This is a genomic window from Pandoraea pnomenusa, assembly GCF_040391475.1.
Classification (GTDB): Bacteria; Pseudomonadota; Gammaproteobacteria; order Burkholderiales; family Burkholderiaceae; genus Pandoraea; species Pandoraea pnomenusa_C.
In genome coordinates this window covers 1-15,360 of the sequence record NZ_JBEBXS010000005.1, presented here as the reverse complement: position 1 = coordinate 15,360, position 15,360 = coordinate 1, and the positions used below count along the sequence as shown (strand labels likewise).

At 62.2% G+C, this 15,360-nt stretch carries 13 protein-coding genes; 9 read left to right on the top strand and 4 right to left on the bottom strand.

The window, feature by feature from the left end; translation table 11 throughout:
* Positions 1–111 precede the first annotated feature (111 nt).
* Complete coding sequence (locus ABWO90_RS07185) at positions 112–819, bottom strand: SIMPL domain-containing protein (RefSeq protein ID WP_353190524.1); 708 nt, start codon at positions 817–819, stop codon at positions 112–114.
* A gap of 248 nt (positions 820–1,067) precedes the next feature.
* Positions 1,068–1,538: an EVE domain-containing protein gene (locus ABWO90_RS07180; protein WP_353190523.1), complete on the bottom strand. Its 471-nt coding sequence runs from the start codon at positions 1,536–1,538 to the stop codon at positions 1,068–1,070.
* A 213-nt stretch (positions 1,539–1,751) separates the two neighbouring features.
* Between ABWO90_RS07180 and ABWO90_RS07175 the strand changes: the two genes are divergently transcribed.
* Entirely contained in the window at positions 1,752–2,540 is a 789-nt protein-coding gene (locus ABWO90_RS07175; RefSeq protein ID WP_353190522.1) for a hypothetical protein, read from the top strand.
* A 90-nt stretch (positions 2,541–2,630) separates the two neighbouring features.
* On the opposite strand, the gene ompA is transcribed toward ABWO90_RS07175, so the two are convergent.
* Positions 2,631–3,299, bottom strand: a complete 669-nt coding sequence (ompA, locus tag ABWO90_RS07170) for an outer membrane protein OmpA (protein ID WP_353190521.1) — start codon at positions 3,297–3,299, stop codon at positions 2,631–2,633.
* A 422-nt stretch (positions 3,300–3,721) separates the two neighbouring features.
* Here ompA and gyrA point away from each other — a divergent pair, with 422 nt between their 5' ends.
* The 6 genes from gyrA (at position 3,722) to aroA (ending at position 11,886) form a co-directional block, all read left to right on the top strand.
* Positions 3,722–6,343, top strand: coding sequence for a DNA gyrase subunit A (gene gyrA / locus ABWO90_RS07165; protein WP_353190520.1), 2,622 nt, complete (start codon positions 3,722–3,724; stop codon positions 6,341–6,343).
* Positions 6,344–6,484: 141 nt separating this feature from the next.
* On the top strand, positions 6,485–7,072 hold the full coding sequence (locus tag ABWO90_RS07160) for a DUF2059 domain-containing protein (RefSeq protein WP_502922562.1): 588 nt from the start codon (positions 6,485–6,487) through the stop codon (positions 7,070–7,072).
* Positions 7,073–7,380: 308 nt separating this feature from the next.
* Positions 7,381–8,493 carry a 3-phosphoserine/phosphohydroxythreonine transaminase gene (gene serC / locus ABWO90_RS07155; protein WP_353190519.1) on the top strand — a complete coding sequence of 371 codons (1,113 nt, stop codon included), beginning with the start codon at positions 7,381–7,383 and terminating at the stop codon, positions 8,491–8,493.
* Positions 8,494–8,594: 101 nt separating this feature from the next.
* On the top strand, positions 8,595–9,677 hold the full coding sequence (gene pheA, locus ABWO90_RS07150) for a prephenate dehydratase (RefSeq protein WP_353190518.1): 1,083 nt from the start codon (positions 8,595–8,597) through the stop codon (positions 9,675–9,677).
* Between the two features lie 14 nt (positions 9,678–9,691).
* Complete coding sequence (locus ABWO90_RS07145) at positions 9,692–10,564, top strand: prephenate dehydrogenase (protein WP_353190517.1); 873 nt, start codon at positions 9,692–9,694, stop codon at positions 10,562–10,564.
* A complete protein-coding gene (aroA, locus tag ABWO90_RS07140) occupies positions 10,564–11,886 on the top strand; it encodes a 3-phosphoshikimate 1-carboxyvinyltransferase (protein ID WP_353190516.1) in 1,323 nt (440 codons plus the stop codon). Before ABWO90_RS07145 ends, aroA begins: the two co-directional genes overlap by 1 nt.
* Before the next feature lie 79 nt (positions 11,887–11,965).
* On the opposite strand, the gene ABWO90_RS07135 is transcribed toward aroA, so the two are convergent.
* Entirely contained in the window at positions 11,966–13,291 is a 1,326-nt protein-coding gene (locus ABWO90_RS07135) for an Nramp family divalent metal transporter (protein ID WP_353190515.1), read from the bottom strand.
* A gap of 129 nt (positions 13,292–13,420) precedes the next feature.
* Here ABWO90_RS07135 and cmk point away from each other — a divergent pair, with 129 nt between their 5' ends.
* On the top strand, positions 13,421–14,098 hold the full coding sequence (cmk, locus tag ABWO90_RS07130) for a (d)CMP kinase (protein ID WP_502922561.1): 678 nt from the start codon (positions 13,421–13,423) through the stop codon (positions 14,096–14,098).
* Between the two features lie 112 nt (positions 14,099–14,210).
* Positions 14,211–15,360 (top strand): 30S ribosomal protein S1 (rpsA, locus tag ABWO90_RS07125; protein ID WP_353190513.1); only part of this gene is annotated, 1,150 nt, incomplete at its 3' end.

Below are 15,360 nucleotides of genomic sequence, written 5' to 3'. Positions count from 1 at the left end.
CCGATGTGTGCGCTGCATGAAAAAAACCGCCCTCGAAAGGGCGGTTTTTTTGTGGGGGGGCGACGATCCGGCTGTCGCCTCGATGCGAAGCGAATCGCGGTGATTGACGCGTTAGCGCATCTGCACGGTGCCCGAGACGGTCACGGTGACTTGCGTCTTGCCACCTTCGAATTGCATCGGCGGCGCGGCGTCGGCGCTGGCGCTCATGGGCATGGCCTTCATCGCAAACGTACGCGGCATCATCGGCGCGTTTGCACCGACCTGCACCTGACGGATCGTGTAGCTGCTGTAGCCGAAGGCGCGCGTGTTGCTCTGCGCCTGATCGCGGAAGGCCTGGATCGCCTGGTTGGTCAGCTCGGACTGCGTCTTCTCCTGCGCTTCACGCGAGAGCGAGAACGACACGCCATCCATCTGCATCTGCGTGGAGATCTGGCTCGCCAGACGCGACGCGGCGCCGAAGTCCTTCGACGTCATTTGCAGTTCGGTGCGGCCGCGCCATGCGGTGATCTTGCCGTCGCGATTGGTCGTCGGGTAGAGCGAGACGTTGCCGGTCTGGACCTGCACGCCATTCTGCCCCTTGGCGATGGACATCGCGCTGTTGGCCTTCTGCGTGAGATTGCGCGACACGGTGGCCGCGTCCGGGCCCTGTTCCTGCGCAGACATCGTGATATGCACGGTGTCCTGTTCGACTTCCTTCGTGGCGTGAGCTTCGAGACCCAGTACTCCGGAGACCTGACGGTTCATGTCGTCACCCGATTGAGCGTAGGCCGCATTGGCGGCAGTCGCGATCAGAAGAGCAGCAGCGAGAGATTTGCGCATAGGTTTGTCCTTTTTCGAATGAGAGTTCGCGTCTTGGCGGCGAACATTTGACCGGTCGTCGACACGGCGTTCCGGCAGCTTTCGCTATCGCCGGTGTGGCCACAATTGTCGTACTACTCAGCGTAGACGCAGGGAGCACCTGCTGTGAGTAGGTACGCACTATGCGTGTGTCGATAACGTTATACAGACGCTATCGCAGCAAAATTGGTTCCCTCCTGTGCAGTCAGGCCCCGGATGTCGGGCTGTGCTCAGCCTCTAAGTAAGTGCTTGCTGATGAACTTCCAGTGTTCGGGGGAAACGGGGGTGATGGACAGGCGGTTGCCGCGCGCGAGTACCAGCATGCCATCGAGTTCGGGGGTCTCGCGCATTTCCGTGAGTGGCACGAGCCGTGTCTTGCGATCCAGCTTCACATCCACCAGCAGCCAACGCGGCGATTCCGGCTTCGACTTGGGATCGAAGTAGGGACTCTCGGGGTCGAACTGCGTAGGGTCGGGATACGGCGTGGAGGCAACCGTCGCCAGACCCGCGATACCGGGCACGGCGCAACTCGAGTGATAGAACAGCACGCCGTCGCCCACGCGCATGTCGTCGCGCATGAAGTTGCGCGCCTGATAGTTGCGCACCCCGGTCCACGCAAGGGTCTGGTGTTTGGCGCTGGCGAGGTCGTCGATGCTGGCTTCCTCGGGTTCGGACTTCATCAACCAATAGCGTTGCGTCATGTCTTATTGGAGTTCAAGTGGGCGCAACCGTGGCAAACATCGTGCAAAGCGCCCGAAGGCGACGTCTTTGTCATCGATGGGTTGCCGCGCTGCGGTATTAGGCCAATTCCTATACTATGCCCTTGTGACCTTTGTGTGACGTTTCATGTGACGAAAGCAGGCCAGGTTCGTCGCGGGTGCGCTCAACCCCCTATGCCGATAGGAGAGTGTGTCATGGCAGCAGAGCCGTCTGTCCGAAACAACGCGTTCATCTTCTACTCCCTCGCCACGGTGTCGTTCATCGAGACCAGTGTTCCCGAGTTTGTCTCCACCCTCAATCAGATGTACGGCGGCGACGCCGAGATGACGGCGTGGCTGCGCGAGACGTGGTTACCCGAAGAGGTCGAGCACGGACGACTGGCACGGGACTACCTCGCGCGCGTCTGGCCCGAATTCGACTGGGAGAACGCCTATGACGCGTTTCTGGCCCGCTACAAGCCGCGCTGTGAGGTGCAGTACATGCGGCCGTCGCTGGCGCTCGAGGCGCTCTCGAGGTGCGTGACAGAGACGCAAACTGCCATGATCTACCGTTGCCTCGAATCGTATATGCCGACGGAAGAGCTCAAGCAGATGATGCACAAGCTGAGCACCGAGGAAGTCGGGCATTACCGCTACTTCCGCAAGACGTTCGACCGTTATAACGCGGTGGAGCAGCACGGCGTCATCAGCCGGTTGCGCACCATGGTGGCGCGTAGCGAACTGGTGCGCGACGAAGACATCGCCTTTGCCTTCGAGCCACTCAACCACTTCTGGCGCACGGACCCGCCGTTCGAGGTTCTGGACTGGGAGACGTTCCTGACGATGTCGGGCGATGTCATGAAACAGTACATGCCGGTGGATGCTGCGGCACGCATGATGTTCAAGCCGCTGGAGACGGGGTCGTGGTGGCGCGACCGACCGGTCAAGGCGTTGCTGTCGTTCATGGTCAAACGCCAGTATCCGCAGTTGGGCAGCGAGGCCTGACAGCGCCTTGTGCCATGTGCCCCGGAGGGAAACCGAGGGCGAAAAAAAACCCCGCCGAGGCGGGGTTTTTTCGTAGTCGGGCGAACCGTATTACTTGTTCGTGCCGACGACTTCGACTTCCACGCGACGATCCGGTGCGAGGCAAGCCTTGAGTGCCGGGGTAGCCTTGGTACCCTTGCAATCCGTCGTAACCGGGTTACGCTTGCCCTTGCCTTCCGTGTAGATACGGTTGGCTTCGACGCCCTTGCTGACCAGGTATGCCTTGACAGCTTGAGCACGGCGCATCGACAGACGGTCGTTGTACTTGTCGGTACCGATACGGTCGGTGTGGCCCGTAGCAACCACGACTTCCAGGTTCAGGCCCTGGATCTTCGAGGCCAGGTCGTCCAGCTTCTGCTTGCCGGCCGGCTTCAGGATAGCCTTGTCGAAGTCGAACAGCGCGTCAGCTTGGTAGGTGACCTTTTGCGAGACCGGAGCGACCGGGGTCGGTGCCGGTGCCGGGGCTGCAGCCTGGGCAATGATCGAACCGTCGCACTTGGCGTTAGCCGTGGCCGGGGTCCAGAAGGCATCGCGCCAGCAGTACTCGTCCGTACCGTTCTTCCAGACCCACTCGCCGCTGCCGTTCACCCAGTTATCGTTCACAGCCTGCTTCGAGGCCGCGATCGGACCCGGAGCCGTCTGGACATAATTTTGAGCCATGGCCGAAGCAGCCATCACTGCGGTAGCTGCAACGATCGCGAGCTTAGCGAATTTATTCATATTTCTCCTCTCGAAATGAGATTCCGCAGGTTTACTGCGAGCCTAGACGACAGAACCAAAGTCTTACATCGCTCGAAGTATAACATCGGCTAGTGCGCGAAAGCATGGCCCATGCACTTCGAATAATGTCTAACTTATGCCACGGCATTTTGCCATAGCGCTTCCGCCAGCCGCGAGTAAAACCCCAAGTTTGCCGCCCGTCGTGGCGCAGTTGTGGTTTGAGCGCAACACCTTTTGAGGCCCCTCGCCAACCGTTTCATTCCGCATCGAAGTTCGTCGTTTTGGTGTACCAGATATGTCTTGTGCATTGCATCACGCCCCGCATCATGCCCATTTAGGATGCCTATAGCGGGCATGTTAGAATCACGGGATCATATCGCCGGCAGCCGCCTATCGCGATTAGAGTTTGATAGACGAGAATAATGGATCAGTTCGCCAAAGAAACTCTCCCGATTTCGCTCGAAGAAGAAATGCGGCGGTCGTACCTCGATTACGCCATGAGCGTGATCGTCGGCCGCGCATTGCCGGACGTTCGCGACGGTTTGAAGCCTGTTCACCGCCGTGCGCTGTTCGCCATGCACGAGTTGAACAACGACTGGAACCGGGCGTACAAGAAATCGGCGCGTATCGTCGGTGACGTCATCGGTAAATACCACCCCCACGGCGACGCGTCTGTATACGACACCATCGTTCGCATGGCTCAGCCGTTCTCGCTGCGCTACATGCTGGTCGACGGGCAGGGCAACTTCGGTTCGGTCGACGGTGACAACGCCGCCGCCATGCGATACACCGAAGTGCGCATGGCCAAGATCGGCCATGAGCTGCTCGCGGACATCGACAAGGAAACCGTCGATTTCGGTCCGAACTACGACGGCAGCGAAAAAGAACCCCTGATTCTGCCCGCCCGAATCCCGAACCTGCTGCTCAACGGCTCGTCGGGGATCGCGGTCGGCATGGCCACCAACATCCCCCCGCACAACCTCAACGAGGTGGTCGAGGGATGCCTGTACGTGCTGAAGAACCCGGAGGCCACGGTCGACGAGCTCATCGAGATCATTCCGGCGCCGGACTTCCCGACCGCCGGCATCATCTACGGTATCTCGGGCGTGCGCGAAGGCTACCGCACCGGGCGCGGCCGCGTGGTGATGCGAGCAAAGACTCACTTCGAGGATATCGATCGCGGCCAGCGCGTGGCGATCATCGTCGACGAGCTGCCGTACCAGGTGAACAAGCGCTCACTGCTCGAGCGCATTGCCGAGCTGGTCAATGAGAAGCGCCTCGAGGGTATCTCCGATATCCGCGACGAATCCGACAAGAGCGGCATGCGTGTCGTGATCGAGCTCAAGCGCGGCGAAGTGCCGGAGGTTGTGCTCAACAATCTCTACAAGCACACGCAACTGCAGGACACGTTCGGCATGAACATGGTGGCGCTGGTCGACGGCCAGCCCAAGCTGCTGAACCTGCGCGAGATGCTGGTCCACTTCCTGGCGCACCGCCGCGAAGTGATCACTCGCCGTACGATCTACGAACTGCGCCGTGCCCGCGAACGTGGCCACGTGCTCGAAGGTCTGGCGGTAGCACTCGCTAACATCGATGACTTCATCGCCATCATCAAGGCCGCGCCGACGCCGCCGATCGCGAAGGCGGCGTTGATGGAGAAGTCGTGGGATTCGTCGGTCGTGCGCGACATGCTCTCGCGTGCCGAGAGCGAGACGCAGGGTGGCCGCGCGGCCTACCGTCCGGAAGGGCTGGACGCCGATGTCGGCATGCAGGCCGACGGCCTGTACCGCCTGTCGGAGACCCAGGCGCAGGAAATTCTGCAGATGCGTCTGCAACGCCTGACCGGTCTGGAGCAGGACAAGATCGTCTCCGAGTACAAGGAAGTGATGGCGCAGATTGCCGACCTGCTCGACATTCTGGCGCGTCCGGCGCGCGTGACGGCGATCATCAGCGAAGAGCTGACGTCGGTGCGCGCCGAGTTCGGCGACGCCCGTCGCTCGACCATCGAACACAACGCCACCGAACTCGACACCGAAGATCTGATCACGCCGCAGGACATGGTCGTGACGTTGTCGCACTCCGGTTACATCAAGTCGATGCCGCTGTCCGAGTATCGCGCCCAGAAGCGCGGTGGCCGTGGCAAGCAGGCGGCGGCCACGAAGGACGACGACTGGATCGACACGCTGTTCATCGCGAACACGCACGATACGATCCTGTGCTTCTCGAATCGCGGTCGCGTGTACTGGATCAAGGTGTACGAAGTACCGCAAGGTTCGCGGAACTCGCGTGGCCGTCCGATCGTCAATATGTTCCCGTTGCAGGAAGGCGAGAAGATCAACGTGGTGCTCCCGGTCAAGGAGTACACCGAAGATCGCTTCGTGTTCATGGCAACCAGCCTGGGTACGGTCAAGAAGACGCCGCTCGCGGCCTTCAGCCGTCCGCTCAAGAAGGGCATCATCGCGGTCAACCTCGATGACGGCGATGTGCTGATCGGCGCGGCCATTACCGACGGCGCCCATGACGTCATGCTCTTCTCCGACGCCGGCAAGGCCGTGCGCTTCGACGAGAACGACGTGCGTCCGATGGGACGGGAGGCTCGCGGCGTTCGCGGTATGCAACTCGAAGAGGGGCAAAACGTGATCGCGCTGCTGGTCGCGGAAAACGAACAGCAGTCGGTTCTCACGGCGACGGTGAACGGTTACGGCAAGCGCACGTCGATCACCGAATATACCCGCCACGGCCGTGGCACTAAGGGTATGATTGCGATCCAGACGAGCGAGCGCAACGGCCGGGTGGTCGCAGCGACGCTGGTCGAGCCGGATGACGAGATCATGCTCATCACGACCGGTGGGGTGCTGATCCGTACGCGCGTGTCGGAAATTCGCGAAATGGGCCGTGCCACGCAAGGGGTGACGCTGATTAGCCTGGACGAAGGCACAACGCTTTCGGGCCTGCAGCGTATCGTTGAGTCCGACGCCGAAGTTGCGGACAACGGCGACGCCGAGGGTGACGACGAGACGCCCGAAGCGGATGTCACGGAGTAATACCGGCGTAACTCGATGTAAGCTAGGGGTGCATTGCCCCGAAAAGTCAGTAGAATCTGGCCCGATGCAGTGAAGTGCCCAGGCGAGGATGCATCTATTTATCGTTGGCGAGAGCTGGCGAACTTTGGAGTGACTATTACTATGCAACACAACGTCAAGAAGTGGATGTGGCTGCTGCTCGCAGCACCGGCAATGGCAATGGCTCAGCAGAGCGCTCCGCTCGACGCTGACAAGAAGGCTGCCATCAAGGAGCTGCTCGACGCCATCGATTCGACCAAGCTCGTCTCCGCGATCGCCGAAGGCGCGCAGGGTCAGGCGAAGCAACTGGCACCGCAAGTGCTGGAGCGTCAGCTGGTCGAGAACAAGACGTTGACCGACCAGCAGAAGCAGGCCATCGTGCCGACGCTGCAACAGAACTCGGTGCAAAAGCTCGTGGACGGTGCAGGCAAGGTCTTCACGACGGATGCCTTCAAGAACGACGCAACGCAAGCGCAGTACAACGCTTACGGCAAGTTCTACACTACCGACGAAATCAAGGGTCTGACGGCGTTCTACAAGAGCCCGGTCGGCCAGAAGTACATCAAGGTGCAGGATCAGGTTGGCCAGGAAGTCGTTGGCGGTCTGATGCAGAAGTACATGCCGCAATCGATCGACGCGACCAGCAAGCAAGCTGACGCCGAAATCGCCGCGGCTGCCAAGTCGGCACCGAAGGCTCCGGCCAAGAAGTAAATTCGGCAGGTCCCGACGGGATTTGACCGATAATGGCCGTTTGCGAGCGATCGCAAACGGCCATTTTGCATTGATGGGGAAATTCGGCAGCTTTCACTCGGAAGGATCCGAAAGGCAGTCGTCCTGCGCCGGATTTGAGGGGGATGCCCGCACGTGAAGGCCAACTGGCGGTATAGTGAGCCTTCGTCGTCGCCAGGCGACCGGCGTTTAGCGACCGGATCGCCGCGAATCATCGTCAGATGTGAAACGCAAGCCGCACGGGTCCAGCACCGCCGGCTTGCGTTTCACTTTTACTGCTGCAAACGATTATGACGCGCGCTTTCAATTTTTCCGCCGGCCCGGCGGTGCTGCCTGCCGAGGTACTCAAGCAGGCGGCCGACGAGATGCTCGACTGGCACGGTGCCGGGATGGGCGTGATGGAAATGAGCCATCGCGGCCGCGAGTTCATGAGCATCCTGGCAGACGCGCAGGCGAACCTGCGCGAACTGCTCGCCGTGCCCGACAACTACCGCATTCTGTTCATGCAGGGCGGGGCGCTCGCGGAGAACGCGATTATCCCGATGAACCTGCTCGGCGGGGCGCGCGCGGGCGAGCGTCGCACGGCGGATTACGTCGTCACGGGTTCCTGGTCGGTGAAGTCGCAGAAGGAAGCGCGCAAGTATTGCGACGTCAACATCGCGGCGAGCACCGAGGAAGGAAAGTTCACGCGTCTGCCGAAGATGGACGAGTGGCAGTTGTCGAAAGATCCGGCCTACGTCCATATCTGCACGAACGAAACGATTCACGGCGTCGAGTACTTCTGGACGCCGGATCTGGCGTCGGCCGGTCTGCCCGACGTGCCGCTCGTGGCGGACGTGTCGTCGCATATCCTGTCGCGTCCGATGGACGTGTCGAAGTTCGGCGTGATGTACGGCGGTGCGCAAAAGAACATCGGCCCGTCGGGGCTGACGGTCGTCATCGTGCGCGATGACCTGCTTGGCCGGGCGCTGTCGATCACGCCCAGTGCGTTCGACTGGAAGATCGTGGCCGAGAACGATTCGATGTTCAACACGCCGCCGACCTACGCCATCTACATTGCGGGTCTGGTGTTCCAGTGGCTCAAGCGCCAGGGTGGCCTGGCCGCGATGGAAGCGCAGAACAAGGCGAAGGCCGAGTTGATTTACGGCTGTCTGGACAGCAGTGACTTCTACCGCACCACGGTCGAGGCAGACTGCCGCTCGCGCATGAACGTGCCGTTTTTCCTGCACGACGACGCACTGAACGAAGCTTTCCTGGCCGGCGCTCGCGAGCGCGGCCTGCTGCAACTCAAGGGCCACAAGTCCGTGGGCGGCATGCGCGCCTCGATCTACAACGCGATGCCGCTCGACGGCGTCCGGGCGCTGGTCGACTATCTGCGCGAATTCGAGCGCAGCCACGGCTGACGAGGGCGAACGCCCGGCGCGACGAGTCCACCTGAACGTCCTTCGGGACGCCGCGCCGGAGCCGCCCGACCATGTCCCATCGCAAGAAGACAATACGCTCCATGGATGAAGATCTGAACGCATCGCTGCGCCCCTTGCGCGAGAAAATCGATGCCATCGACGCGCAACTCCTGAAGTTGCTCAATCAACGCGCGGCCGTCGCCCTGGAAGTCGGGGAGGTCAAGAAGCGTTTCGGCGCGCCGGTGTTCCGGCCCGAGCGCGAGCTGCAGGTGATTTCACGCCTCCAGCAGGCCAACGATGGTCCGCTGTACGGCGACAATCTGGCGTCGATCTGGCGCGAAATCATGTCGGCCAGCCGTGCACTGGAAAAGGTGCTGACCGTTGCCTATCTCGGGCCGGCTGGCACCTACAGCGAACAAGCGGCGTTCTCCTATTTTGGCCAGAGCGTGAAGGGCCTGCCGTGCCCGACGATCGACGAAGTGTTCCGCGCGGTAGAAGCGGGCAGCGCCGACTTCGGCGTTGTGCCGGTCGAGAACTCCACCGAAGGGGTGGTCTCGCGCACGCTTGATTTGTTGCTGCAGAGCCCGTTGACGATCGGTGGCGAAGTCGCCCTGCCGATTCATCACAATCTGATGTCGAAGTCCGGCACGCTCGATGGCGTCACGCGCATCTGCTCGCACGCCCAGTCGCTCGCACAGTGCCAGCACTGGCTGACGGCACACTTCCCGACGCTCGAGCGTCAGGCGGTGTCGAGCAACGCCGAGGCGGCGCGCATGGCGGCTGCCGATCCGGCGGTTGCGGCGATTGCAGGCGAGGCCGCGGCCACGCAGTATGGGCTCCAAATTGCGTACACGCATGTGCAGGACGATCCGCATAACCGCACGCGCTTCGTCGTGATCGGCACGCAGGATCCGACGCCGAGCGGGCGTGATCAGACCTCGCTGATTCTGTCCGTGCCCAATCGCGCAGGGGCCGTCGTCGCCCTGCTCGAGCCGCTCGCGAACAACGGCGTGTCGATGACGCGTTTCGAGTCGCGTCCGGCCAAGAGCGGCGCCTGGGAGTATTACTTCTACATCGATTTCGAAGGGCATCGCGACGATCCCAACGTTGCCAAGGCGCTCGAATCGCTGCGCCAGAACGCGGCGTATTGCAAAGTGCTCGGGTCGTACCCGCGTTCCGCATAAGCGGGGGCGACACCATGAGTCTGAACAAACTCGTCATCTGCGGCGTTGGCTTGATCGGTGGCTCGCTTGCCAGGGCGTTGAAGTCCGGGGGCGCGGTGCGGGAGGTCGTCGGTGTGGGGCGCAGCGAGGCATCGCTTGCGCGTGCCTGCGAACTCGGCGTGATCGATCGCGCCGCGACATCCGTAGCCGACGCGGTGACGGATGCCGACATCGTCGTGCTCGCGGCACCGGTTGCCCAGACGCCCGCGCTGTTGGCGGCGATCCGTCCGCATCTCGGCGGACAAACGATTGTTACGGACGCCGGCAGCACCAAATCGGATGCCGTTGCTGCAGCCAGGGCGGCGCTGGGCGATGACGTCTGGCGTTTCGTGCCGGGTCACCCGATTGCAGGTGCCGAACATTCCGGTGTGGATGCCGCGAAGGTTGATCTCTATCGCGATCGCCGTGTGGTGCTGTGTCCGCAACCGGGCAATCGCGCCGAAGACGTGGCGCGCGTTCGTGCCATGTGGGAGACCACCGGGGCTCGCGTGTCGGAAATGTCGGCGACGCAGCATGACCGTGTCTTCGCCTCGGTCAGTCATTTGCCGCATGTCCTCTCATACGCGCTGATCGCGCAAATTCTCGACGCCCCCGATGCCGCGCTCAAATTCGGTTTCGCCGGCGGGGGCTTCCGCGATTTCACGCGCATTGCCGCATCGAATCCGGAGATGTGGCGTGACATCTGCGTGGCCAACCGTGAGGCGTTGCTTGCCGAACTCGATGGCTACCTCGCCACGCTCGGCACGCTGCGACAATTGATCGACGCCGGTGACGGCGCGGGTCTCGAGGCCGTGTTCGCGCGCACCAGTCAGGCACGCTCGGACTGGGCCAAGCAACAGGAAAAGTAATGGAAACGCTCGATCTCGGCCCGTACGGCCACGCCGAAGGCACACTGCGCCTGCCCGGCTCGAAAAGCATCTCGAATCGCGTGTTGCTGCTCGCGGCGCTCTCGCGTGGCACGACCCGTGTGCGCGAACTGCTCGCCTCGGACGACACGCAGGTGATGCTCGACGCGCTGGCTGTGCTCGGCGTCAAATGCACGCAAGTGGGCGATACGCGCGATTTCATCGTCGAGGGTTGCGGCGGGGTGTTTCCCGTCAAGGCTGCCAAGCTCTTCATGGGCAATGCGGGGACCGCGATTCGTCCGCTGACGGCAGCGCTGTCGCTCAGCCACGGCGATTACGAAGTCTCCGGTGTCGCGCGCATGCATGAGCGCCCCATCGGCGACCTGGTCGACGGTCTGCGCCAACTCGGCGCGCATATCGATTATCTCGGCAACGCGGGATATCCGCCGTTGCACATCAAGCCCTCCGATGTGGCAGCACCGGCCGATCCGATCCGGGTGCGGGGCGACGTGTCGAGTCAGTTTCTCACTGCATTGCTGCTTACGCTGCCGCTGTTGCCGTCGGCGTCGGGCGAGATCGTTGTCGAAGTCGAGGGTGAGCTGATTTCGAAGCCCTATATCGATATCACGTTGCGCCTGCTGCGTCGCTTCGGCATCGATGTGCGTCAGGACGGTTGGTCGCGGTTCACGTTGCCGGCCGCCGGTGCCGACGGTGCGAAATACCGCAGTCCCGGTGAGATTCGTGTCGAGGGCGATGCGTCGTCGGCGTCGTACTTTCTCGCGGCCGGCGCGATCGGTGGCGGCCCGCTGCGCGTGGAGGGGGTGGGGCGCGACAGCATTCAGGGCGACGTGCGCTTCGTCGAGGCGCTCGAGGCCATGGGCGCACGCGTAACGATGCATGACGATGCCATCGAGGTGCATGGCATCGACACGCCGAGCGGCAAGCTGCGTGCGCTCGACATGGACTTCAATCACATTCCCGACGCGGCCATGACTATCGCCGTGGCGGCGCTGTTCGCCGACGGCACGACCACCTTGCGCAACATCGCGAGCTGGCGTGTGAAGGAGACGGATCGTCTGAGCGCGATGGCGATCGAGCTGCGCAAGGTGGGCGCCACGGTGGAAGAGGGCGCCGATTATCTGCGTGTGACGCCCCCCGCAACACTGACGCCGAATGCCGCCATCGACACTTACGACGACCACCGCATGGCCATGTGTTTCTCGCTCGTGAGCCTTGGCGGCGTGCCCGTGACCATCAACGATCCGAAGTGTGTGGGCAAGACGTTCCCGACTTACTTCGCCGAGTTCGCTCGGGTTGCTTCTTAACTGAACGGCCGGTCGCGGTGTCGGGTTGACGGATTAGGTGTGTTTGCGTGCGATGCATGCGGGTCGACGGGGCGGTGCGTCATGCGCCCTGACCCGTCAGCGTTTGCCAGAGCAGCACGCCATTGAGCGCAACGATGGCCGCTGCGATCAACCACGCGGCGCCCAGCAGCGTCCCGCGCACGCGCCATTCCCCCATGAGCTTCGCGTCGGCGGCAAACCGCACGAGCGGGATCACGGCGAATGGCAATTGCAGGCTCAGTACGACCTGACTGAAGATCAGCAGGTTCGTTGTCTGCGCTTCGCCTCCATGACCCACGATCAGCAGGGCAGGCACGAGCGCGAGTGCTCGGGTAATGAGCGCACGCTGCCACGGTTTCATCCGCAGATTGAGAAACCCTTCCATCGTGACCTGCCCGGCGAGCGTGGCCGTGACCGTCGAGTTCAGGCCGCAGGCAAGCAGTGCGACCGCGAACATCACGCCGGCCCACTGGTTGCCGAGCAATGGTGCAAGGAGTTTGTGGGCGTCGCCCAGCGATTCCACGGAGACGTTGCCACTGGCATGGAAGACGGCCGCTGCGAGAATCAGTAGCGCGCCATTGATGAGGAACGCGAAGCCGAGCGAGAGCGTGGTATCCCAGTGCGTGGCACGCAGTGCGCGTCGCATGGCGGGCAAGGTGCGTTCGGGCATGGCTTCGCCGCGCATGCGCAGCAGGGCCGAGTGCAGATAGAGGTTGTGGGGCATGACCGTGGCGCCAAGAATGCCCGTCGCGAGCCAGAGCATGCCAGCCTGGGCAACGATTTCGCTGCGCGGACGCAGGCCCGCGGCCGCTGCCGCCCAGTCGGGATTCGCCAACGCGAGCTGCGCGGCAAAGCAACCCGCCGTGAGCAGGATCAGGGCGGCCACGGCCCCTTCGAGGCGCCGTTGCCCAAAACCTTGCAGGCCCAGCATGGCGAAGGCGAGCGCACCGGCGACCAGCACGCCCATGGGCAGCGACAGGCCGAACAGTAGTTGCAGCGCGACCGCGCTGCCGATGATCTCGGCCAGATCGCAGGCGATGATGGCGATCTCGCAAAGCGCCCATAACGCCAGCGAAGTGCGTTGGCTATACTGGCTACGAGAGAGTTGTGCGAGATCGCGTCCGGTCACGAGGCCCACGCGTGCCGCCAACCACTGTAGCAACAATGCCATCACGCTCGAGAGCAGTACCACGCTCAGCAGCGTGTATCCGTAACGGGCGCCCCCGGCGATCGCCGTGGCCCAGTTGCCCGGGTCCATATAACCGACCGCGATGAGCGTGCCCGCACCGGCGAAGCCCATCCACCGCTGCGCGCGGCGCGGCGCAGGGGGCTGGGGGTCGGGCGGCACCCATTCGGGACCGGCTAAGGGATAATCGCGGCTTTGCATGACGGTCACATCTTCCAGTGGCGCGGGTAGCGTCTGTATCTAAATGATAATCATTATTATTTAGATGGGAAGTTTTATTTTTCAATGTGTTGAATAGACTGAGATAAAGGAATGCCTGATTTAACGGTGATGGACGACTCGATTCCGGTCATTACGGTGGATGGCCCGACGGCATCCGGCAAGGGCACGGTGGCGCACCGTGTGGCCGACGCGCTGGGCTTTCACTACCTCGACAGCGGGGCGCTCTATCGGCTCACGGCGCTTGCGAGTGCCCGCCATGGGATCGACCCCGACGATGTCGGGGCGCTGGCCGTGCTTGCGGAGACGCTGGACGTGCGTTTCAAGGACGAGCGCATCTGGCTCGCGGGCGAGGACGTGACCGACGCCATCCGGGCGGAAGCGATCGGCAACCGGGCATCCGGCATTGCCGTGCACAAGGCGGTCCGGCAAGCGCTCACGGCGCTCCAGCGGGGCTTCAAGACGGCGCCGGGCCTGGTGGCGGACGGCCGCGACATGGGCACGGTGATCTTCCCGGAAGCCGAATTGAAGGTGTTTTTGACCGCCACGCCACAGGCGCGTGCCGAGAGGCGGTATAAGCAATTGATAGAAAAAGGATTTTCTGCTAACATAGACAGTCTCATGCTGGATTTGGAGGCGCGTGATGCGCGGGATCGTACCCGTGCCGAGGCGCCGCTCAGGCCGGCAGAGGGTGCGCGGGTACTCGACACGTCGGAGCTCAACGTCGAACAGGCGGTGGCTCAGGTGCTCGAATGGTTCGCGCAGGCGCAGTACCCGCAAGGCGCCTGACCGGATGTTTCATGCAGTCATCCGGCCTGGCTTTGTCTAACCTTTAACCCAACCGTTGTACGTTAGCGTCAGCCCCCTCGGTAGACGGACGTCAGCGGCGTAATCCACTTTTATGTCCGACCTGCAAACCTCGACCAACGAATCTTTCGCGGCGCTTTTCGAAGAGTCGCTCTCCCGTCAAGACATGCGTGCTGGTGAAGTCATCAGCGCTGAAGTCGTTCGGGTTGACCACAACTTCGTGGTCGTCAACGCCGGCCTCAAGTCCGAAGCGTACATCCCCATCGAAGAATTCCTGAATGATCAGGGCGAGGTCGAAGTTCAGGCCGGCGACTTTGTTTCCGTGGCGATCGACGCCCTGGAAAACGGCTACGGCGACACCGTGCTGTCGCGCGACAAGGCCAAGCGTCTGGCCTCGTGGCTGCAACTGGAAAAGGCCCTCGAATCGGGCGACCTCGTGACCGGTACGATCACCGGCAAGGTCAAGGGCGGCCTGACCGTGATGGTCAACGGCATCCGTGCATTCCTGCCGGGTTCGCTGGTTGATACGCGTCCGGTCAAGGACACGACCCCGTACGAAGGCAAGACCCTCGAATTCAAGGTTATCAAGCTCGACCGCAAGCGCAACAACGTTGTGCTCTCGCGCCGTGCCGTGATCGAAGCCACCCAGGGTGAAGAGCGCGCCAAGCTGCTCGAAACGCTCAAGGAAGGCGCGATCGTCAAGGGCGTGGTCAAGAACATCACCGACTACGGTGCGTTCGTCGACCTCGGCGGCATCGATGGCCTGCTGCACATCACCGACATCGCATGGCGTCGTGTGCGTCACCCGAGCGAAGTTCTGTCGGTTGGCCAGGAAGTCACCGCCAAGATCCTCAAGTTCGACCAAGAGAAGGGCCGTGTTTCGCTGGGCGTCAAGCAACTCGGCGAAGATCCGTGGGAAGGCATTGCTCGCCGTTACCCGCAAGGCACCCGCCTGTTCGGCAAGGTCACCAACATCACCGACTACGGCGCATTCGTCGAAGTGGAATCGGGCATCGAAGGCCTGGTTCACGTGTCGGAAATGGACTGGACCAACAAGAACGTTGCCCCGACCAAGGTTGTCCAGCTGGGCGACGAAGTCGAAGTCATGGTGCTCGAGATCGACGAAGACCGTCGTCGTATCAGCCTCGGCATGAAGCAGTGCAAGCCGAACCCGTGGGATGACTTCTCGCGCAACTTCAAGAAGGGCGACAAGATCAAGGGCGCAATCAAGTCGATCACCGACT

Bases quoted from the DNA above. Each gene is read 5' to 3' on its own strand.
- ABWO90_RS07185 (WP_353190524.1), bottom strand. From the start codon at position 819: ATGCGCAAATCTCTCGCTGCTGCTCTTCTGATCGCGACTGCCGCCAAT.
- ABWO90_RS07180 (WP_353190523.1), bottom strand. From the start codon at position 1,538: ATGACGCAACGCTATTGGTTGATGAAGTCCGAACCCGAGGAAGCCAGC.
- ABWO90_RS07175 (WP_353190522.1), top strand. From the start codon at position 1,752: ATGGCAGCAGAGCCGTCTGTCCGAAACAACGCGTTCATCTTCTACTCC.
- ompA (WP_353190521.1), bottom strand. From the start codon at position 3,299: ATGAATAAATTCGCTAAGCTCGCGATCGTTGCAGCTACCGCAGTGATG.
- gyrA (WP_353190520.1), top strand. From the start codon at position 3,722: ATGGATCAGTTCGCCAAAGAAACTCTCCCGATTTCGCTCGAAGAAGAA.
- ABWO90_RS07160 (WP_502922562.1), top strand. From the start codon at position 6,485: ATGCAACACAACGTCAAGAAGTGGATGTGGCTGCTGCTCGCAGCACCG.
- serC (WP_353190519.1), top strand. From the start codon at position 7,381: ATGACGCGCGCTTTCAATTTTTCCGCCGGCCCGGCGGTGCTGCCTGCC.
- pheA (WP_353190518.1), top strand. From the start codon at position 8,595: ATGGATGAAGATCTGAACGCATCGCTGCGCCCCTTGCGCGAGAAAATC.
- ABWO90_RS07145 (WP_353190517.1), top strand. From the start codon at position 9,692: ATGAGTCTGAACAAACTCGTCATCTGCGGCGTTGGCTTGATCGGTGGC.
- aroA (WP_353190516.1), top strand. From the start codon at position 10,564: ATGGAAACGCTCGATCTCGGCCCGTACGGCCACGCCGAAGGCACACTG.
- ABWO90_RS07135 (WP_353190515.1), bottom strand. From the start codon at position 13,291: ATGCAAAGCCGCGATTATCCCTTAGCCGGTCCCGAATGGGTGCCGCCC.
- cmk (WP_502922561.1), top strand. From the start codon at position 13,421: ATGGACGACTCGATTCCGGTCATTACGGTGGATGGCCCGACGGCATCC.